The sequence below is a fragment of the Streptomyces sp. NBC_00212 genome, from assembly GCF_045206365.1.
Taxonomy (GTDB): domain Bacteria; phylum Actinomycetota; class Actinomycetes; order Streptomycetales; family Streptomycetaceae; genus Streptomyces.
Genome location: NZ_CP108115.1, coordinates 2,107,293 through 2,125,829, shown reverse-complemented (window position 1 = coordinate 2,125,829; position 18,537 = coordinate 2,107,293). Strand labels below are relative to the sequence as shown.

The following is an 18,537-nucleotide window of genomic DNA, read 5'->3' as shown; positions in this document are numbered from 1 at the left end:
GTGAAATAGGTGGCCGGATGGTGTGGGGGTCGTCACGTGGTACGGGAGTTCCGCTCAACTCCCGTACACACGAGGTACGTTGACCGGTTACGCGGTGTGTTGCCCGAGGTGCGGCGGTGCCGCCCGGTCACCTCGGCTCAGGCCGCCCGGGTGAGCGTGCGGAGCAGCCGCGCCGCCCGGCCCGGTGGCCTGGCGCCGGCCCGCTCCTTCCACCAGCGCGCGAGCGCGCGGCGGGCGTTCGCGTCGGCGGGCCGCCCCGCGTCGAGCAGGAAACGGGCGAAGTCGAGGGCGTCCTGGCGGTAACCACCCCGCATCGGACGGGACTTGGCGTACGCCGCGAACGCCTCCCGGTATCCGTCCCCGAGGATCCGCGGCAGCTCGGGCGCCACCCTGGCCACCACATCGGCCCGCTTGGCCGCGAGCGCGCGGGCCTGCACGCCAAGGCGCGGCCCGTCGAACCCGGCGGGCGCGGGCGTGCCCGCGGTGAGCGAGGAGAGCAGGGCCGTCTGGGCCAGCGCAAGGCGCTCACGCGAGCGGCCGATGTCCGCGGGGGCGCTGTGGGTCCTGGGCTCCATGGGGGCGGAGGGCACGCTTGGTGGTTCCGGGGCCCGCAGGGCGGCCCGGATCGCGTCGAGCTCACCGGCCAGCTCCGCCGCCGGCGGAAACGCCTCGTCCCGCTCCAGGAGCACGCCCGGCAAGGTCACCTGCGAGGCCAGTTCGGCGAGGATGTCGAGGACCGGCCGGGACACGGGGTGGGCGTGGGTGTCGTGCCACACCCCGTCGCGCTCGACGCCGCCCGCGACATGGACGTACGCGATCGCCTCCAGGGGCAGCTCGGCGAGGACCTTCGCGGGGTCCTCGCCGCGGTTCACCCGGTTCGTGTGGAGGTTGGCCACGTCGATGAGCAGTCCGACGCCCGTGCGCTCGACGAGCTCCGCCAGGAACTGACCCTCCGTCAACTCCTCGTCGGGCCAGTCGATCAGGGCCGCGATGTTCTCCAGGGCGAGCGGCACGGGCAGCGCGTCCTGTGCGATGCGGACGTTCTCGCACAGGACGCGCAGGGCGTCCCGGGTGCGCGGCACCGGCAGGAGGTGGCCCGCCTCCAGGCGCGGCGAGGCGGTCAGCGCGCCGCCCGCCCGGACGAACGCGATGTGCTCGGTGACGAGCGGGGAGCCGAGCGCCTCGGCCCGGGCCGCCAGATCCGCGAGGCGGCCCGCGTCCGGCGGCTCGGCGCCGCCGAGGCCGAGCGAGACCCCGTGCGGCACGACGGTGACGCCGCGCTCGCGCAGCCGTACCAGCGAGTCGGGGAGGTGGCCGGGGCAGAGGTTCTCCGCGACCGCCTCGACCCAGTCGATGCCGTCGAAGCCCTCCACCGCCTGAGCGATCTCAGGCCGCCAGCCGATGCCGATGCCCACATGCTTCATGGACAGGTCATGGCCCGGGGCCCCGCCGGCGAATCCCGCGCGGGGCACGTTCAGAGCTTGATTTGAGGTTGCCGGTCCCTGTGCTCAGCTCGGGGTGGCCAGCGCGTCGAAGTCGACCAGGCCGGTGGCCTCCAGCATCGTCATGTGGTCGAGCACCGTGTTGTTGGCGTCCGTCGCCAGGTCCCGTACGAGCGAGTTGCGGGTGGTCGCGCGGACCTGGGCGACCAGCGCGAACACCTTGCCGTGGGCGGCGCGCAGGAGGTTCGCGAAGTCCCGCTCGTAGGTGATGCCGGTGTCCGCCGTCAGCTGGCGCAGCCAGCCCTGCTGCTGGGCGTTGGGCTGGCTCGGCAGCTCGATGCCGAGCTTGGACGCGACGTCGAGGTCGTGCTGATTCAGCGCCGCGTGCCCCATGACGAGATGGTCTCCCGCCGCCTTGATCGCCGCGCTGGGCGCCCGCTGCTGTGCCTGCTGCCCGGCCGGCCCCTCCCAGAGCCCGGCGAGCCGCACCTTGGTGACGAACTCCCGGTCGGTCGCGGACAGCGGGCCCCAAGGGGTCGGCGTGGACGAGGAGTTGAGGTTGGCCTGCGGGGTCCCGGCCCGGTCGGCGTACGACCACACGGGAAAGGCGAGCGCGCCGAGCGTGGCCACGAGCACCGCGATGAGCAGCCCCGTGCCGTTGACGCGACGCAGGGCAAAACGACCGGAACGAACTATTCCACGCGACAAGATGCCTCCCGGGACGGCCAGTTGAGAGCGCGAGCGCTACTCGGCGGTACCGGGAGGTACGTATGGGGCGGGTGTTGCGTTCAGGGGAGTGGAAGGGGGAAGTCAGCGAGAGGGGGCCCGCCGGAGGCGTGCCTCAGCCTGCGCGCAGGGCCGGGTGGTCCGCGACGACCGTGCACGAGCCGGGGGCGATCTCCGTGAACCCCGCGTCGCGGACCACCGGGAGCCCGCTGAGGGTCAGTTCGCGCCACGCGGCCGGGTCCGCGGTGCGCACCGAGAGGGCGAAGCCCGCCTCGCGCCAGGCCTTGCGGTCCGCGTCCGACAGCTCCCACCAGGCGAGTTGGGCGCCGTGCCCGGCCTGCGCCATGGCCTTGCCGGCGGACATGCCGAGGTCCGGGTTGAGCCAGAGGACCGGCGCGAGCGGGTCGGGGGCGCCCGGATCCGCCGGGTCGTCCAGGTCCGTCCCCGACACCTGGAGCTTGGCCAGCTCCTTGGGCCAGCCGTCCAGCGGGACGGGCGGGAAGACGCGTACCTCCGCCGCCTTCCCGGTCACCGTGATGCCGTCCAGCGCCGAGGCCTTGCGCCACTCCGCGCCGCGGGCCCGCCGCACCACCTTGCGGATCCGCGCGTCCTGCCAGTCGCGCATGACCCGCGCCCACTCGCCCTCGTCGTCGCCCTCGCCCAGGGACCGCTCGTCGGAGAGCATCACGAGCACCGCGCGGGCCGCCGTCTCAAGGGCGTCGGTACGCGCCGGGGGCTCGGCCTTCTCGATGCGCACGACGAGCGGCAGCACGTACTGCGGCGCCTCGTCGCGCGGGGATTCGTCGTGGAAGGGGCCGGCGGAAGGGGTGTCCTGAGTGCTCACCCCACCAGTCTGCCAGCCGCCGAACCGGTGATTCTTGGCGGAATGAATCGTTCCGGGACAGGATGCGCGCATGAAGAGCGACCTTTTTGCCAAAGACAACATGGCCCAGCCGGCGACCGCCGCCGGAATGACGCTGGAGAACGCCAAGTCGATCAAGTACGCCGTCAATGGCGAGATGCTCGCGCGCCAGGGCGCGATGATCGCCTACCGCGGCACCCTCCAGTTCGAGCGGCGCGGCCAGGGCATCGGTGGCATGCTCAAGCGCGCGGTGACCGGCGAGGGCCTGCCCCTGATGGCGGTCAGCGGCCAGGGCGAGGCCTGGTTCGCGCACGAGGCGCAGAACTGCTTCGTCGTCGACATCGAGCAGGGCGACGCCCTCACGATCAACGGTCGCAACGTGCTGTGCTTCGACTCCTCGCTCAGCTACGAGATCAAGACGGTCAAGGGCTCCGGCATCGCCGGCGGCGGCCTCTTCAACAGCGTCTTCAGCGGCCACGGCCGGCTCGGCCTGGTCTGCGAGGGCAACCCGCTGGTCATCCCGGTCTCCCCGCAGCTGCCGGTGTACGTCGACACCGACGCGGTGGTCGGCTGGAGCGCGAACCTCCAGACCTCCCTGCACCGTTCGCAGTCCATCGGCTCGATGCTGCGCGGCGGCTCCGGCGAGGCCGTCCAGCTGATGCTCCAGGGCGAGGGTTACGTCATCGTCCGGCCGAGCGAGGCGACGCCGCAGAAGGCGCAGCAGCACTGAGCACCGCACGCGCACTGCGGGGTGTGGGCCGCCGGTACTCCATCGGCGGCCCCTGGGTCCTGCGCGGCATCGACCTGGATCTGCCCGCGGGCGCCCTGGTCCGGGTCGAAGGCGTCAACGGCACAGGAAAATCAACCCTGTTGAGGCTCCTCGCCGGCATCGACGCGCCGACCGAGGGCCGTATCACCGGCCGCCCGCGCACCGCGTACGTACCCGAACGCTTCCCGGCGGCCCTGCCGTTCACGGCCGTGGGCTATCTGACGCACCTGGGGCGCATCCACGGCCTGCCGCGCCGGACGGCGAGGGAGCGGGCGGCGCGGTGGCTTGAGCGGTTCGGCGCGGCCGCGCACGCGGGCACCCCGCTCGCCGAACTCTCCAAGGGCACCAGTCAGAAGGTCGCCGTGGCCCAGGCCCTGCTCGCCGACCCCGAGCTGCTCGTCCTGGACGAGGCATGGACCGGCCTCGACACCGAGGCCCGCGCCGAACTCGACCGCGCGGTGCACGAGCGCGTGGCGGCGGGCGCGACGGTCGTCTTCGTCGACCACGACCCGATGCGGCTGTCCGGCGAGGAGGATGCGCGGTACGCGGTGACGGGCGCGGCCCTCACACCCGTGCCGCTGAACAGTGTGGGCCGGGGCGATGTGAGTCGGAGCCATGTGGGCTGGAGCCATGTGGGTGGGGACCATGTGGGTCGCAACCATGTGGGCCCGACGCTCCTCATCGACGTGGTCGGAACCGCCCCGCTCCCGTCCCAACTGCCCGGTGCCCCCGAGGAGTTGGCGGCCCCCGACGGATCCCGCACCCTGCGCGTGGCCGCCACCCACTCCGACGACCTGCTGCGCGCCCTGCTCGCGGCCCGTCCGCCCTGGCACATCCAAGGAGTGCGCAGCCAGTGATCCCGCTCGTCCGCTACCAGAGCGCGCTGCTCCTGCGTTCCCAGCGCTGGCTGGGCCCGGTCCTGGTGTACGCCGCTTTCATGGGCATCGGCGTGCAGGCGGGGGAGCCGGTGCTCGACTCCATGGGGTACGCGGCCGCCGGGCTGCTGCCGGTCGCGGCCTGGCTCGTGCGGATCTGCGTCACCCAGGAGCCGGAGGCGGCCCGCACCTGCGCCGCCGCGGCGGCCGGCCCGGCCCGGGTGCACCTCGCGTCCCTGCTGGCGGCGACGGGCTCGGCGGCCCTGCTCGGCCTGGTCGGCACGGCGTACGTCGCCGCCGTGAGCGATCCCGCGAGCGGGGACCACAAGGTCGCGGTGCCGCTGGGTGCCGCCACGGCGGCGGGACTGCTGGCCGCCGCGGTCTGCGTGCTGACCGGCGCGGTGGTCGGCGCCCTGGGCAGCCGTCCGGTGCTGCACGGCAGGGGCTGGTCCCTCTCGCTCACCGTACTGGCCGCGCTGCTCGCCCTGGTGCTCGCGCCCTCACCCGCGCAGTACGCGGTGTTCGGCCTGGTCAGCGGCTCGCGGACCGGAGCCGTACACCTGGCGGTGCTGCCGCTGGCCGCCGCGATCGTGCTCGCGGGGGCGGCAGCGGCCGGGGTCTGCGCGCTCAGCTCGCGACGCCGCTGAGCCCGTCCCCGTACCCGATTAGGCTCGACGGCATGGACGAGACGCGCGACGACACGACGTACTGCGAAGGCGCGCCCGTGAAGGCCGCCGCACCCGGCCCGGTGGACGGAGGTCCCTTCGCCGAGTGCGTACTGTGCCGTAGGCCGACCGAGTACCCGGAGTCGACCAGGGGCAGCACGCTGTGCCCGGTCTGCGAGTGGCAGGAGGCCCAGCGCACGGCCTGCTCCGGCTGACCGGCGCCTCGGTGCCGCGAGGCTCTCAGTGCTGTGCGGCGCTTCGGATCAGGTCGGAGACCTTCACGAAGCGGTAGCCGCGCTTGCGCAGCTCCGGCACGATGCGCTGGAGCGCCGCGTCGGTCACCGGCGCCGCGCTGCGCGTGCAGTGCATGACCACCACCGAGCCCGGCTGGACCCCGGCCAGGACCTGTTCGGCCACCGCGTTCGCGTCCTTGGCGAAGGCGTCCCCGCTCACCACGTCCCACTGGACGGCGGTCATCTTCAGCGGGGTGAGTGTGCGCAGCACCTCGTCGTCGTAGCAGCCGCCGGGGAATCGGAAGTACGGCACGGCGTTCTGCACCCCGGCCTTCTTGAACTGGGCCGTCGCCTTCTCCACGTCGGCTCGCGTCCGGTCCTTCGGGACGACGGGAAGCCCGTAGCAGTCGGCCTTGAACGCGTAGTGGCTGTAGGAGTGGTTGCCGATCTCGAAGTTGGGGTCGGTCCCGATGGCGCGGGCCTCGGCCGGGTACTCCTTGGCCCACCGCCCGGTCATGAACAGCGTGGCCGGCACCTTCATGCGCTTCAGATCGGCGATGAGCGCGGGGTTGTCGAAGTGCTCGCCGCCCGCCGCGCGCGGACCCTGGTCGGCCGTCATGTCGGCGTCGAAGGTCAGCGCGACGACCTTCTCGCCCCGGGGGTTCTTGGGCGCACGGTCGAAGACCGGGGTGATCCCGCCGGGGCCGGGCGCCATGGTGGGAGCGCTCACGGTCCCGGGGGCGGCCGCGGGCGCCGGGGCGGAGGGAGCGGACTTGTCCTTGCGCGGGGCCGTGGCGGGATCGGAGCCGCAGCCTGCGAGCGAGGCACCGAGCAGGGCAATCGCGAGCAGTTTTCGTGCAGTAATGGTCACAAACGGAACGTATCCGATCGTATCGGCGTATTTGTTTGCGCCGCTCCCGCCGCCCCGGAGATTCCGGCCAATGCCGCACAGCGGGAGTCCGGGCACCCCCGGGAATCCCCGCCCCCCAGCCTCGCAACGCGACCGATCCGCCTCGGCGGACTACGCTCGTTGCATACGGATCACACGCCCGAACAGGCCCCTTCGGGGGCAAGGCGCGGTTCAAGGCCCCAGGGAGGCGACGTGTCCGGATCCCGTACGGCCACCTGCTCGGCGGCACTCTGCTCGGCCGCTCTCCTCTCCCTCGCGGGCGCGGCCGTCGCCCACGCGGACGACACCGGCTCGCTCACCGCCCAGCAGATCTCCCAGCGCTCCCACGAAGCCCTGCTCGGCGCGAAATCCCTGCACGTCATGGCCACGGGCGACCTGGCCTCGCCCGGCTCCCCGACCTCGTTCGACCTCACGCTCGACCGGTCCGGGAACTGCCGCGGTTCGGTGAGCCTCGGCCCGCAGGGCTCGGTCGAGATCGTGAAGCGGGGCGCGGACGTCTGGATGAAGCCGGACGCCGCGTTCTGGAAGAACGAGGTGCCGGGCGGCGGCAGCGCGCTGGCCTCGCTCGTCGGCAACCGGTACCTCAAGGGCACCACCAACGACCCGGTCCTGCGGGACACGACCGGCGTGTGCGACCTCGACACCTTCCAGAAGTACCTCGACACCTCCGCCAAGATGCCGGCCACCGGCCTCACCAAGGGCAGGCCGACCACGGTCGACGGCACCGCGGTCATCCCCGTCACGGCCACCGAGCAGGGCCGCACCTACACGCTCGACGTCGCGGCGACCGGCACGCCCTACCCGGTGCGGATCACCGTCGCCAAGGGCAGCGCGGCGCCCGACGCGACCGTGCGCATCGACGGCTTCGACCGGCCGGTGCCGACCGCCACCCCGCCCGCCGCCGAGACGGTCGACATCTCGGGCCTGATGAGCGGCACGTCCTGAACCCCGGCGAGACGTTCACCCGTCCGGGCGGTTTCCTTGAAGTCGGCCCTCCCCAAGGCCCGGTGAAGTCGCCACCCTCAGGTCCGGTCCGTTCCCTCGACCGCGCGAGGCGAGGGAACGGCGTCCGGCATGACCGCCGGCGGCAGCCTCAGGCCAGCTCGGCGGTGAGCGTGATGGTGGTCCCCGAAAGGGCCTGGCTCACCGGGCAGTTCTTCTTGGCGTCCTCGGCGGCCGCCTGGAAGGCGTCCGCGTCGAGGCCGGGGACCTCGCCGCGCACGGTCAGGTGGATGCCGGTGATGCCCTCGCCGGGCTGGAAGGTGACGTCGGCCTTGGTCTCCAGGCGGGTGGGCGGGGTGCCCGCGCCGGTCAGACCGTGCGAAAGCGCCATCGAGAAGCAGCTGGAGTGGGCGCCCGCGATGAGCTCCTCCGGGCTGGTCTTGCCGTTGGCCTGCTCGGCGCGGGACGGCCAGGAGACGGCCTGGGACGCGATGCCCGAGGAGTCGAACGTGACGGTGCCGGAGCCCTTGATGAGCTCGCCTTCCCAGACCGTGTGCGCCGTGCGCGTGGTGGCCATGGTGATTCCCTTCTGTGGCCGAGGGGGTCACGGACGGATGCAGCTTCGGCCCCCTCGGCCCCAAACCTACTGCGCCACAAGGCCCTTCGCGTCGCGGGCGAGCGCGGTCAGGCGGGAGATCGCCCGGAAGTACTTCTTGCGGTAGCCGCCGTTCAGCATCTCGTCACTGAACAGCCGGTCGAAGGGCACGCCCGAGGCGAGCACCGGCACCTCGCGGTCGTACAACCGGTCGGCGAGCACCACGAGCCGCAGCGCGGTCGACTGGTCGGGCACCGGGCGCACATCGGTCAGGCAGACCGCGCGCACCCCGTCCGTCAGCGCGCCGTACCGGCTGGGGTGGACGCGCGAGAGGTGGTCGAGCAGCTGCGGGAAGTCGTCGAGCGCCGCGCCCTCGGTGGCGTACGCCGCCTTGGTGACCTGCTCGTCGGAGTACGGGGCCGGAGCCTCGGGCAGCCCCCGGTGGCGGTAGTCCTCGCCGTCGATCCTGAGCGGGCGGAAGTGCGCCGAGAGGCCCTGGATCTCGCGCAGGAAGTCGACCGCCGCGAACCGTCCCTCGCCGAGCTTGCCGGGCAGCGTGTTGGAGGTCGCGGCGAGTGCCACACCGTTTTCGACGAGCTTGCGCAGCAGCGAGGACACGAGCACGGTGTCGCCCGGGTCGTCGAGCTCGAACTCGTCGATGCAGAGCAGCCGGTGGCCGCTCAGCGTCTGCACGGTCTGCTGGAAGCCGAGGGCGCCCACCAGGTTCGTCAGCTCGACGAAGGTGCCGAACGCCTTGAGCGCGGGCTCGGCCGGAGTGGCGTGCCACAGCGAGGCGAGCAGATGGGTCTTGCCGACGCCGTAACCGCCGTCGAGGTACACCCCGCGCGGCCCGGTCGCGGCGGCCGGCTTCTTCGCGAACCACCGGCGCCTGGCACCGACGGCATGCGCCCCGCCGAGCCCCGCGGCGAAGGAGGAGAGGACGGTGACCGCCTCGCTCTGGCTCGGCTGGTTCGGGTCCGGTACGTACGTCTCGAAGCGGACCGAGTCGAACCGCGGCGGCGGCACCATCTCGGCGACCAGACGATCGGCGGGGACATGCGGCGCGCGGGCGCAGAGCGACACCGGGGCCGCTTCGGTTATGGGGCTGGTCGACACAGTTCCTAACTGTAAGGGCCGTGCCAGACTGCACGGCATGCGACAACTGTTCCCTGTGACCGACCAGACACCGGGCGCCGAGGGCGCCGAGCAGGCAGAAAGCGCAGAGTGGTCGCTCGACCGGCTGGCCGACGCCTACGCCTACCCCCGTACGGACGGCCCCTGGCTGCGGGCCAACATGGTGTCCTCGCTGGACGGCGCGGGCCAGCACGAAGGCCGCTCCCAGCCGCTGTCCTCGGACACCGACATGCGGATCTTCGGCACCCTGCGGGCGCTCGCGGACGCGGTGGTGGTGGGTGCGGAAACGGTACGCCTGGAGGGGTACCGGCCGGCTCGGGCGCGGGCCGGGTTCGCCGAGCGCCGCAAGGCGGCCGGGCAGGGTCCCGCCCCCGTGATCGCCGTCGTCACCGCCAGCCTCGACCTCGACTTCTCCCTCCCCCTCTTCACCTCGCCCCTCGTCCCGACCCTGATCCTGACCGGGGCGGCCGCCGACCCCGACCGGGTCCGGGCGGCCGAGCGGGCGGGCGCCGAGGTGGTGGTCGCGGGCGACGGCCCCGGCGTCGAGCCCGAATGGGCGGTGCGGGCCCTTGCCGACCGGGGCCTGCTGCGGCTCCTCACCGAGGGCGGGCCGCGGCTGCTCGGCCAGTTCGTGGCCGCCGGGGTGCTCGACGAGCTGTGCCTGACGGTGTCCCCGACGCTGACCGCGGGCGACGCGCAGCGCATCGCCGGCGGCCCCGCGGTGAAGGTCCCCCAGCGGTTCGCGCCGACGTCCGTCCTGGAGGACGCCGGGTTCCTGTACACGCGTTACCGTCGGATCTGACAATCGGCGGAATTTGCCGTTCCGGTTAGCTCACGCTGGGCACACTTACTCACGCAGACCCCGTGCAGGCACGGGGAAGGATGGTTTCCGCAGGGGCCGTACCCGCCACTTCGTGGTGGCGGCGGCCATGGAGAGAGCAGAAGGGCGCCTGTCGTGTTCACGAGCGTATTGATGATCGAGAAGCCCCTGACCTCCGTCGACGTGGAATTCGTCACCACTCTGCACGGGGACGAGCCGACTTCCTTCGTCGTGCTCATGCAGCCCAGGGGCGACCAGGACCGGCTGCTGCGCGCGATCGACGACGTGGCGCTCGGCGAACTCGACGAAGCCGTTCACGAAGGTGAGGAACCGGAGGGCCCGGCCGCGCAGGGCCCCGCCGAACTGGCGCTCCAGCACTCGGTGCAGTCGCTGCGGGACGCCGGCAGTACGGCCGTGGGCCACATCGTCGACGACCACCCCCTGGACAAGCTGAAGGGCGTGGTCGACGAGGTGAACGCCGACGAGGTGATCGTCCTGACCGCCCCGCACTACGTGGAGGAGTTCTTCCACCGGGACTGGGCATCGAGGGCCCGCCACAAGGTCGGCGTCCCCGTCCTGAAGCTCTTCGCCCACAGCGAGTAGCCCCGCACGCCCGTCCGGAGCCGTGTCGCGGCCGGAGCCCCCGCAGGAATTAGGGTGGGGGCTCCTTCTGTACGTCGCACCCCGGGAGAGAACCGCATGGCATCCGCCATTCCCACCGCCATGGAACGGCCGCACTTCATCGGCATCGGCGGTGCCGGCATGTCGGGCATCGCGAAGATCCTGGCCCAGCGCGGCGCCGAGGTCGCGGGCAGCGACGCGAAGGAGTCCGCCACCGCAGAGGCGCTCCGGGCGCTCGGCGCCACCGTGCACATCGGCCACGCGGCCGAGCACCTCGCCGACGACGCCACCTGCGTGGTCGTCTCCAGCGCCATCCGCGCCGACAACCCCGAGCTGGCCCGCGCCGCCGAGCTGTCCGTGCCCGTCGTGCACCGCTCCGACGCGCTCGCCTCGCTCATGGGCGGCCTGCGCGCCATCGCCGTGGCCGGCACCCACGGCAAGACGACCACCACCTCGATGCTGGCCGTCGCCCTGACCGAGCTGGGCCTGGACCCCTCGTACGCCATCGGCGGCGACCTCGAAGGGCCCGGCACCAACGCCCGGCACGGCGAGGGCGACATCTTCGTGGCCGAGGCCGACGAGAGCGACCGCAGCTTCCAGAAGTACGACCCCGAGGTCGCCATCGTCCTCAACGTCGAGCTCGACCACCACGCCAACTACGCCTCGATGGACGAGATCTACGACTCCTTCGAGACCTTCGTCGGCAAGGTCAGGCCCGGCGGCACCTTGGTGATCGCCGCCGACCAGCCCGGCGCGGTGGAGCTCACCCAGCGCGTCCGCGACCTGTCCTCGCTGAAGGTCGTCACGTACGGCGAGTCGGAGACGGCGGACGTACGCGTCCACAAGGTCACCCCGCGCGGCCTCACCTCCGAGGTGACCGTCCTCCTGAAGGGGAAGTTCCTGACCTTCACCGTCTCGGTCCCCGGCCGCCACTACGCGCACAACGCGGTCGCCGCGCTCGCCGCCGGCGTCGCGCTCGGCATCCCGGCGCACAACCTGGCCTCCGCGCTCGGCAAGTACACCGGCGTCAAGCGCCGCCTCCAGCTCAAGGGCGAGGCCAAGGGCGTCCAGGTCATCGACTCGTACGCGCACCACCCCACCGAGATGACCGCGGACCTGGAGGCGATGCGGGGCGCGGCATCCGACTCCCGCCTCCTGGTGGTCTTCCAGCCCCACCTGTTCTCCCGCACCCAGGAGCTCGGCAAGGAGATGGGCGAGGCCCTGGCGCTGGCCGACCTCTCCGTCGTCCTCGACATCTACCCGGCCCGCGAGGACCCGGTCCCCGGCGTCACCAGCGCGCTGATCATCGACGCGGCCAAGGCGGCCGGCGCCAAGGTCACCGCCGTCCACGACAAGTCGGCCGTCCCCGACGTCGTCGCGGGAATGGCAGCCCCCGGCGATCTCGTTCTCACCATGGGCGCGGGCGACGTGACGGACCTCGGCCCGGCCATCCTGGCCCGCCTGTCGAACTGATCCGACCGAGGAGCACCCCATGTCGTACGACGTCGAGAAGCCGGACGAGCAGTGGCGCGCGGAGCTGACGCCCGCCGAGTACCAGGTGCTGCGCCAGGCCGGCACGGAGCCCGCCTTCGTCGGTGAGTACACCGACACCAAGACGGAGGGCGTGTACTCCTGCCGCGCCTGCGGGGCCGAGCTCTTCACCTCCGGCGAGAAGTTCGAGTCGCACTGCGGCTGGCCGAGCTTCTTCGACCCGAAGGACACCGACGCGGTCGAACTGATCGAGGACCGCACGCACGGAATGGTCCGCACCGAGGTCCGCTGCGCCCGCTGCGGCTCGCACCTGGGCCACGTCTTCGAGGGCGAGGGCTACCCGACCCCGACGGACCAGCGGTACTGCATCAACAGCATCTCGCTGCGGCTGACCGAGAAGTAGGGCCGAAGGCCGGAAGGGGAGGGGCGGCGGGTGCGGGTCCCGCTGGCCCTCCCGGCACGGGGACGGGACCTCAGGACGGGGACGGCTCGGGAGTCAGAGTCTCCTGGCCGATCTTGTTGCCCGACTCGTAGATGGTCACCACACCGTCGTGAATGACGTAGCGGTAGGGAGCGTTGTCGGCTTCGTACCCGCTGCCTGTCTTCTTCGCCGACATGGCGATGCCCGGCTCGCGACGGTCACTGAACTCGCCGAAGTAGTAGAGACTTCCAGCCGCCGTACGGCAGAGAGTTATCTGCTTGTTCGCCGTACGGAACGCCTCGACCAGTACGGCTCCGTCGCCCCGCGGCAGTTTGGCGGAGATGCGGGAAGGGCAGGGGCCAGCGCCGCTGCTCGGGCTCGACGACGGGTTCGCCTGGGCGGGACCGGAATCGAGGAGGCTCTTGCAGCCGTCGGCGAAGACGGCGAGGACGAAGACGAGACCTATCGCGGTGAGACAGCCGATGCACCCGTTGGGACGCCTTTTGGGGGGCGCGTACGGGGTGTGGGGGACGAAGTACGGCGGTGGAGCTGGAGCGGGCGGCGGGTACGGAGCGGACGGCCGCGGCGCCGTGGGCGAGTAGCCACTGGTACTGGGCGGGGGATAGAAGACGCCCTCGGGGTGGACGTGCGCACTCGTCGCCCCGGTTGGCGGTGGCGCCGAAGCGCGCGGGGTGCGGGGCGGCGGCGAAGCGCTCCGCTTCGGCGTCGGCCTCTTCGGGGCCGACGTCCTCGCGCCGGTCGGCCTGGTGCCGGACGCCTTTGTCCCACCCGGCCCGGCGGTCTTGCGGGACGGTGGCTTCTTTGTGGCCGCCTTCCAACTAGTGCCGCACCCGATGCAGGAGAGGTCCGAAGCATCGTTGTTGGTGTCGCACTTGGAGCACCTCCAGTCTCCGGACGGCCGCGCCGGCGCCGGGCGCTTGGCCGGGGAGCGCGGCGCCGACGGCGGCTTTGCCCCGGCACTGCCCTCGCGTGGCGTGGCAGCGCGGCGGGTGCTGTCGCAGGCGCCGCAGGACCGGTCCTCGGGACCGTTGACTTGGTCGCAGTCCGCGCACCTCCAGTTGGCCGAAGCCGCCACCTCTGTCCTGCCTTCCCGCTGTATGTCGCCTAAGCGTCGTGGGCGTTCACATGGGCCATGACGGCCTGGAACAGTTCTTCGGACCCCGGGCCCGCCGGACTGAGGATCCACCCCGCATCGTTCGGAACACGCTCGAAGTCCGCGGCGCTGGTGTCCTCAGGCGGCCGGTCGGGAATCCCGTGCCGGTTCCACAGCACGCTCATGAACGCTTTGGCGCCCAGGCCTTCTTCGGGCGGCACATCCAGGCGGACCACGACCGGGGCCGGACCGTGGTCCGTGCCGAAGCGGAACCGAAGAACCAGTTGACAGCCGCCCTCTTGGCCCGGGGGGTACAGCGTGGCGGCGACGCAGCGCTCCACCTTGGCTTCGAACACTCCCGAATCGGCCCAGATGAACTCGAGCAGACCCTCGAAACCCCACTTCAGCTCGAATCCGGGCCAGGCCAGACTCACAGGCTGTTCGCGATCGTCTCGATGATCTCGTCCATCTCGAACTCCTCGAGCCCCTGACCCGCCTTGGAAGCGAAGTGGAGTGTCAGGTCCCACTCCTCGGCGATGGGGTCGGACCAGGGCGCCTCCTCGGGCGCGAACAGGACGAGCCGCTTCGCCGACTGCTCCATCACCGAGGTCTGACTGCGGGCATAACCCCACTGCTCGAACAGGTCGTCGATGTTGCGCGGAATGCTCGCCGGATACTCCTGCGCTCCCGCGCCGGCCGTGCCGAGGGGGTGGGCGGGCGCGTCGGTGAACATCACGATCACATGCCGCCTGCGGTCGAGGCCGGTCTCCCAGGGAGAGTTGATGGCAAGGGCGAGTGCCTCAAGGCCGGATTCGGGGATATCGCCGCCGCCGGACGCGTCGATGCCGTTGAGGAACTGCTTGAAGTCCTCGGCCTGAGATGGCAGGTGGAGGAAGCCGGTCTGCTCGATGGCGGTCGAGGGATCGTCCCCGAAGTCGCGGAAGGCGATCACCTTCAGGCGCAACTGGCTGATGGCCTTGCCTTTCTTGCCCATCACGTCGTTGAGCCGCTCGTGGAACTGGAGCGCGCTCGACTTCACGGTGTCCAGAACGGGGAACATGCTGCCGGTGGCATCGATGCAGAGCACGATGTCGACCGCGTACTGCAGATTCCCCTGGTACTGCTCGGCATTGCTGTTCACGGGGGTGGGTCTCCTTGTGGGTTCGGGCGTGCTGGAACGCCGCGGTCAGGGGGATCGGCGGCCGCGGTCGCCCAGATTGATGCGGACGCGGGAGGGCCGCGGGCCGGGAGCCTCGCCCGATGGCTCCGGGGCGGACACGGGAGCCGTGGAATCCGCAGCCCGCGGCGGTGAGGATGAAGGTCCCGGCGTCATCCCCGAGCTGGGATTTGTGCGGATACGGCTCGTACGCCCGCTGGCTGCCGTCGGCGTCGGTTCGTCCTTTGCCGTGGACGCGGCCTTCGGCTTGGTCGTCCCCGGGCGGCGGTGCTGCAGCGCGCACACCTTCGGGTCCGAGAGCGCCGCCAGGAACGCCGAAATCCGGGGGCGGGTGCTCGCGTCGCCGGCTGTCATCCGGCGGAGCAGGCCGAGCATCTGGTCGGAGAGCCGTGTGCTGAGAGCCAACTCGTCCCCGGCGTTCACGGCATCCGCCGGTGAGCCGAACCTTCCGTCGTAGTAGGGGAGTTCGCCCACCAGATAGAGATGTGTCATCAGGCCGAGGGCAAAGATGTCGACAGCACATGTGAGCTGCTCTGGCCCCGCGTTGTGCTGGAGGTAGCGGCGCCACTCCGGGGCGCCGTAGAGGGAGTCGCCGGAGATGTCCTCGGGCTCCGGCGGCCTCCCGGAGACGTACGAGTCGTCGAAGTCGATCAGCTTCGCCGCGTGGAAGGCGGCGCCGTCCCGCTTCTGCACCAGCACGTTCAGCGGCTTGAGGTCGCCGTGCACGACGTCGATGTCGTGGAGCTGCTTGAGGCTGTTGCCCAGCGTCTTGAGGAGCACCGTCTTCTGTCGTGGCTCAAGGATCTGAGGCTTCTCCAAGCTGGAGGTGTCGATGCGTTCTGTGACCTTGTAGTACGTGCTGCCCTCGTGGAAGAAGTCCGTGGCGAGCACGATGTTGCCGCCGCCACGTGCGTCCGGGCGCAGTCGCTTCATGATCGTGTGGTGGCGCTCCTCGAACTCCTGAGCCAGCCGACGCCGGATTTGCAGGCTCGGGGACTCTCTGGCGTCGTCGCGAGGCCGCTTGGGCTCCAGGAACTGCTTGATGAAGTACTTCGCCCCGTCCTTCTCCGCGAATGCCCAAATGCACTTGCCGCCGTTGGCATTGGTGGGATCCGTGACGATGCGATAGCCGACGATCGTGTCGCCCTTTTTCACGCGTGCTCCTCGGGTGCCGCCGGCAGGTAGGTCTCGTAACTGCTGCGGTAGGCGTGCCAGCTCTGGTCCTGCCAGGCGCGGACGCGAGCGTTGAGATCTCCCGGGTCCTCCGGTGCGACGGCCCCGTCGGCGGACGGGCGGGGCGTCCGGTCGAGAGCCCGTGGGCGGTTGCGGTCGAGGCGGTTCCGCAACTGGGCGAGCCGTGGCGCGTACGTCTCCCGCAGTTCGGCGAAGTCCCGGTGGCCCAGGGCCACCAGAGCGAGCGAGGCGTCGTCTGCCGTGTAAAGCTGCACCTCGCGGCGCAACAGGTCGGCCCATTCATGCTCACTGGTGGCCTTCTGCAAGGTCCCAAGGAGCACCGACTCGAATTCGCCCGGTGTGTGCACGTAGCCGAAGAATCCGTCCGTCGCGGCCACGAGGATGGTGGGCAGCGGAAAGGGCATGAGCCGCTGCGTGGCGATCTCGAAATCGCGGTCCGCGCACACCAGGTTGGTCATCGGCGGGTCGCTGCGGAGCAGTTCCAGCGCGTCGCTCTCCCGCGTGTGGTCGCGGGTGAGCACCTGCAGACCATCCTGCGGATGGAGGGCGTAGGCTCGGGAGTCGCCCGCCCACAGCGGTTGAAGTTCAACACCGGCCCAGTCGTCGAGTACGCGGTAGTGAACCCCGGCCAGAGTGGTGGGCAGTTGGCGGCGCATGGTGCCGCCGATCTTGCTGCGCCGTTGGGGCGCCTTGGACAGGAACCACTGGAGATACCCGTGCAGGCTCTCGGGTCCGGGCTGTTCGCCGTCTCGGGCCACTTCCCGGAACCAGCAGTCCGTGGCCAGGCGGGCCACCCGTGAGCCGACCCACGCCCCCGTGTGCGGCGGGCGGTCCGGCGCCTGCCAGGCGGGCGCGGATCCCGCGCCGCCTGAGCCGTCGAACACAGCGAGCAGCCCCTGGCGGGAGTCCCAGTGGTGGGCGACGAACGCCTCGGCGTCCTCGCCGTGCCCCAGCACCCGCTCGGTCCATACGGAGAGAGCCCGCACCTGGTCCGCGCCGCCAGAAGTCGCCCAGATCCCATGCGGCAGAGGGTCTGGCTCCGGACCTGCGAGGGCAGATGGCGATACGCCGCGCGGAGCGGTGGACGCCGGCAGACGCGGGTCCGGCTGGGACACCAACCGATGCTTTCCCAAAGGGACTTGATCGTGCCACGTGGGCACAGGCTGTGCTTCGCGTCGCAGGGCGGGTGCGGAGCGCCGTGGCTGGTGTTCGGTCATCGGTGTTTTCCGTCCTGTCCTGTCGTCCCGCGCTTGGCGGTGCCGCGCACCCGGCTGACGCGAGGCGTTGGGACGGACGGCTGGGTGCCGGCAGAGCCGCCAGTACCCGCCGGGTCCTTGTCGTCGCCGAATGGCCTTGGCGGGGATCCCTCTCCTCCGGAGAATCGCCCCGCACTGACGGAAGGGCCCGAGCGCGGCGGCCAGTGCTCTTCCACGGGGCGGTCCCGGCGGCTCACCGCGTCGGGCAGGGGCTCGTCCTCGGGCGGTGCGGACGCCGAGGAACCGCGAGAGGCGGACGAGGGCCCCGAACGGCCGGTCCCGTGAAGTGGTCTGGCATCCTTTGCGCCGGGCCCGCCGGGTGCTTCCGCTGGGGTGGTACCTGACACGCGGCCACTGCGGGCCTTCGGCGGGGCCCCTTTGTCCTCCCGGAGAACCTCACCCTTGAGCGGCACCCGGTCGTCATCGGCCGCGGGATCCGACTCCAGGGCGCGCGCCAGGGTGCCGCGCAGTCGGCCGCGTCGCGTCGCCGTGTCGAAAAGGCCGTCCCCCTCGCGCAGGACCTCCTCCAGGACGGCCCGCTCCAGCTCGGCCTGCTCGAACGGCTCCCGGTCGGCGTCGCCGCGTTCCAGAACCATGCGCATGACCTCCCCGCGCACCTCCCGCCTTTCGGCCTCGCCCTTCTCGATCCAGGCGAGCGCCGCCCGCGGCCCCTCCCGCTCCATGATCTCGGCGATCAGGCCGTCGACGCCCTCCTCGCGAATCATGTCGAGATGACGCCTGCGTCGCATGCCCGCGAGCCGAGTCTCCCGCTCCACATCGCGGAACTCCCGGCCGCTGCCGATGATTTCGTCCTGGTCGACGAGAAGCTCGACCTGAACATTGCGCAGCCCAATCGCGTCGTCACCCGTAAATCCGGCAAGCCCGGCATTCAACGCCTGCTCGGCCTCGTGGAACTCGGCGATGTCATAGTCGCGGGCCACCCCGCGCAGCGTCTTGCGCAGGTATCCGTAGAGCGCGGCGCTCATGTCCCGAATGCCACGCGAGACGACTTTCGCCGGGTCAGCGACACGGCATACGAGGTCGACCCGGCTACGGAAGGAGAACGTGGGGTCGCGGCTGAGTAGCGGGATATCGAGCAGCAGACGGTGCTCGGCCATGTCGATGATGAACATGCCGCTGTACGTGCCGAAGCGGGAGGAAGGAATCTCCTCGCCGCTACAGACCGTCAGCGAAGGTCCGCTGTCCCGTACTAGAACCAGAGCGCGGCCGGGGTCCGGCGGTCGCACCGGGTTCGTCAGACGCCACCTGGGCAGCTCCTCGCTGTGCAGC

Annotated in this window: 21 protein-coding genes; 9 read left to right on the top strand and 12 right to left on the bottom strand. The window is 71.3% G+C overall.

Features of this window, described 5'->3' with window-relative positions; all coding sequences use genetic code 11:
• Positions 1-137: 137 nt before the first annotated feature.
• The 3 genes from OHA17_RS09810 to OHA17_RS09800 form a co-directional block, all read right to left on the bottom strand.
• Positions 138-1,424: a DUF692 domain-containing protein gene (locus OHA17_RS09810; protein ID WP_406510678.1), complete on the bottom strand. Its 1,287-nt coding sequence runs from the start codon at positions 1,422-1,424 to the stop codon at positions 138-140.
• 84 nt (positions 1,425-1,508) lie between these two features.
• Positions 1,509-2,114: a DUF4142 domain-containing protein gene (locus tag OHA17_RS09805; protein ID WP_406510677.1), complete on the bottom strand. Its 606-nt coding sequence runs from the start codon at positions 2,112-2,114 to the stop codon at positions 1,509-1,511.
• Between the two features lie 169 nt (positions 2,115-2,283).
• Positions 2,284-3,012, bottom strand: coding sequence for a peptidyl-tRNA hydrolase (locus tag OHA17_RS09800; protein WP_406505890.1), 729 nt, complete (start codon positions 3,010-3,012; stop codon positions 2,284-2,286).
• A gap of 70 nt (positions 3,013-3,082) precedes the next feature.
• Here OHA17_RS09800 and OHA17_RS09795 point away from each other — a divergent pair, with 70 nt between their 5' ends.
• From OHA17_RS09795 to OHA17_RS09780, 4 genes are read left to right on the top strand one after another with little or no spacing between them, the layout of a single operon-like run.
• Positions 3,083-3,760, top strand: coding sequence for an AIM24 family protein (locus OHA17_RS09795; protein ID WP_406505888.1), 678 nt, complete (start codon positions 3,083-3,085; stop codon positions 3,758-3,760).
• A 23-nt stretch (positions 3,761-3,783) separates the two neighbouring features.
• Complete coding sequence (locus tag OHA17_RS09790) at positions 3,784-4,656, top strand: ATP-binding cassette domain-containing protein (RefSeq protein WP_406505886.1); 873 nt, start codon at positions 3,784-3,786, stop codon at positions 4,654-4,656.
• Complete coding sequence (locus OHA17_RS09785) at positions 4,653-5,321, top strand: ABC transporter (protein ID WP_406505884.1); 669 nt, start codon at positions 4,653-4,655, stop codon at positions 5,319-5,321. The genes OHA17_RS09790 and OHA17_RS09785 overlap by 4 nt, the downstream gene beginning before the upstream one ends.
• A 32-nt stretch (positions 5,322-5,353) precedes the next feature.
• Positions 5,354-5,554: a hypothetical protein gene (locus OHA17_RS09780; RefSeq protein ID WP_406505882.1), complete on the top strand. Its 201-nt coding sequence runs from the start codon at positions 5,354-5,356 to the stop codon at positions 5,552-5,554.
• 25 nt (positions 5,555-5,579) lie between these two features.
• Here OHA17_RS09780 and OHA17_RS09775 read toward each other — a convergent pair whose 3' ends face one another.
• Positions 5,580-6,443 carry a polysaccharide deacetylase family protein gene (locus OHA17_RS09775; protein ID WP_406505880.1) on the bottom strand — a complete coding sequence of 288 codons (864 nt, stop codon included), beginning with the start codon at positions 6,441-6,443 and terminating at the stop codon, positions 5,580-5,582.
• A gap of 231 nt (positions 6,444-6,674) precedes the next feature.
• Here OHA17_RS09775 and OHA17_RS09770 point away from each other — a divergent pair, with 231 nt between their 5' ends.
• Positions 6,675-7,427 carry a hypothetical protein gene (locus tag OHA17_RS09770; RefSeq protein ID WP_406505878.1) on the top strand — a complete coding sequence of 251 codons (753 nt, stop codon included), beginning with the start codon at positions 6,675-6,677 and terminating at the stop codon, positions 7,425-7,427.
• Positions 7,428-7,575: 148 nt separating this feature from the next.
• Here OHA17_RS09770 and OHA17_RS09765 read toward each other — a convergent pair whose 3' ends face one another.
• Both OHA17_RS09765 and zapE read right to left on the bottom strand, forming a co-directional pair.
• Positions 7,576-8,001, bottom strand: coding sequence for an OsmC family protein (locus tag OHA17_RS09765; RefSeq protein ID WP_053729419.1), 426 nt, complete (start codon positions 7,999-8,001; stop codon positions 7,576-7,578).
• Between the two features lie 66 nt (positions 8,002-8,067).
• Positions 8,068-9,174: a cell division protein ZapE gene (zapE, locus tag OHA17_RS09760; RefSeq protein ID WP_398881252.1), complete on the bottom strand. Its 1,107-nt coding sequence runs from the start codon at positions 9,172-9,174 to the stop codon at positions 8,068-8,070.
• On the opposite strand from zapE, the gene OHA17_RS09755 reads away from it, so the two are divergent.
• From OHA17_RS09755 to msrB, 4 genes are all read left to right on the top strand, one after another.
• Positions 9,173-9,955: a pyrimidine reductase family protein gene (locus OHA17_RS09755; protein ID WP_398881254.1), complete on the top strand. Its 783-nt coding sequence runs from the start codon at positions 9,173-9,175 to the stop codon at positions 9,953-9,955. The genes zapE and OHA17_RS09755 overlap by 2 nt on opposite strands.
• 153 nt (positions 9,956-10,108) lie before the next feature.
• Entirely contained in the window at positions 10,109-10,576 is a 468-nt protein-coding gene (locus tag OHA17_RS09750; RefSeq protein ID WP_078966803.1) for an indole-3-glycerol phosphate synthase, read from the top strand.
• Positions 10,577-10,672: 96 nt separating this feature from the next.
• On the top strand, positions 10,673-12,067 hold the full coding sequence (murC, locus tag OHA17_RS09745) for a UDP-N-acetylmuramate--L-alanine ligase (RefSeq protein ID WP_406505875.1): 1,395 nt from the start codon (positions 10,673-10,675) through the stop codon (positions 12,065-12,067).
• Between the two features lie 19 nt (positions 12,068-12,086).
• On the top strand, positions 12,087-12,488 hold the full coding sequence (gene msrB / locus OHA17_RS09740; protein ID WP_189965676.1) for a peptide-methionine (R)-S-oxide reductase MsrB: 402 nt from the start codon (positions 12,087-12,089) through the stop codon (positions 12,486-12,488).
• Between the two features lie 70 nt (positions 12,489-12,558).
• Here msrB and OHA17_RS09735 read toward each other — a convergent pair whose 3' ends face one another.
• The 6 genes from OHA17_RS09735 to OHA17_RS09710 form a co-directional block, all read right to left on the bottom strand.
• Entirely contained in the window at positions 12,559-13,602 is a 1,044-nt protein-coding gene (locus OHA17_RS09735) for a hypothetical protein (protein WP_406505873.1), read from the bottom strand.
• Positions 13,603-13,631: 29 nt separating this feature from the next.
• On the bottom strand, positions 13,632-14,054 hold the full coding sequence (locus OHA17_RS09730) for a hypothetical protein (RefSeq protein ID WP_406505871.1): 423 nt from the start codon (positions 14,052-14,054) through the stop codon (positions 13,632-13,634).
• A complete protein-coding gene (locus OHA17_RS09725) occupies positions 14,051-14,761 on the bottom strand; it encodes a vWA domain-containing protein (protein ID WP_406505869.1) in 711 nt (236 codons plus the stop codon). The genes OHA17_RS09730 and OHA17_RS09725 overlap by 4 nt, the downstream gene beginning before the upstream one ends.
• Before the next feature lie 45 nt (positions 14,762-14,806).
• Positions 14,807-15,952 carry a protein kinase domain-containing protein gene (locus tag OHA17_RS09720; RefSeq protein ID WP_406505867.1) on the bottom strand — a complete coding sequence of 382 codons (1,146 nt, stop codon included), beginning with the start codon at positions 15,950-15,952 and terminating at the stop codon, positions 14,807-14,809.
• Complete coding sequence (locus OHA17_RS09715; protein ID WP_406505865.1) at positions 15,949-16,977, bottom strand: serine/threonine protein phosphatase; 1,029 nt, start codon at positions 16,975-16,977, stop codon at positions 15,949-15,951. The genes OHA17_RS09720 and OHA17_RS09715 overlap by 4 nt, the downstream gene beginning before the upstream one ends.
• Before the next feature lie 227 nt (positions 16,978-17,204).
• Positions 17,205-18,380 carry a hypothetical protein gene (locus OHA17_RS09710; protein WP_406505863.1) on the bottom strand — a complete coding sequence of 392 codons (1,176 nt, stop codon included), beginning with the start codon at positions 18,378-18,380 and terminating at the stop codon, positions 17,205-17,207.
• Positions 18,381-18,537 lie beyond the last annotated feature (157 nt).

What these genes read in the sequence shown, in the direction of transcription:
- OHA17_RS09765 (WP_053729419.1), bottom strand. Translation starts at nt 8,001, where the DNA reads ATGGCCACCACGCGCACGGCGCACACGGTCTGGGAAGGCGAGCTCATC.
- OHA17_RS09795 (WP_406505888.1), top strand. Translation starts at nt 3,083, where the DNA reads ATGAAGAGCGACCTTTTTGCCAAAGACAACATGGCCCAGCCGGCGACC.
- OHA17_RS09810 (WP_406510678.1), bottom strand. Translation starts at nt 1,424, where the DNA reads ATGAAGCATGTGGGCATCGGCATCGGCTGGCGGCCTGAGATCGCTCAG.
- msrB (WP_189965676.1), top strand. Translation starts at nt 12,087, where the DNA reads ATGTCGTACGACGTCGAGAAGCCGGACGAGCAGTGGCGCGCGGAGCTG.
- zapE (WP_398881252.1), bottom strand. Translation starts at nt 9,174, where the DNA reads ATGCCGTGCAGTCTGGCACGGCCCTTACAGTTAGGAACTGTGTCGACC.
- OHA17_RS09780 (WP_406505882.1), top strand. Translation starts at nt 5,354, where the DNA reads ATGGACGAGACGCGCGACGACACGACGTACTGCGAAGGCGCGCCCGTG.
- OHA17_RS09755 (WP_398881254.1), top strand. Translation starts at nt 9,173, where the DNA reads ATGCGACAACTGTTCCCTGTGACCGACCAGACACCGGGCGCCGAGGGC.
- OHA17_RS09710 (WP_406505863.1), bottom strand. Translation starts at nt 18,380, where the DNA reads ATGTTCATCATCGACATGGCCGAGCACCGTCTGCTGCTCGATATCCCG.
- murC (WP_406505875.1), top strand. Translation starts at nt 10,673, where the DNA reads ATGGCATCCGCCATTCCCACCGCCATGGAACGGCCGCACTTCATCGGC.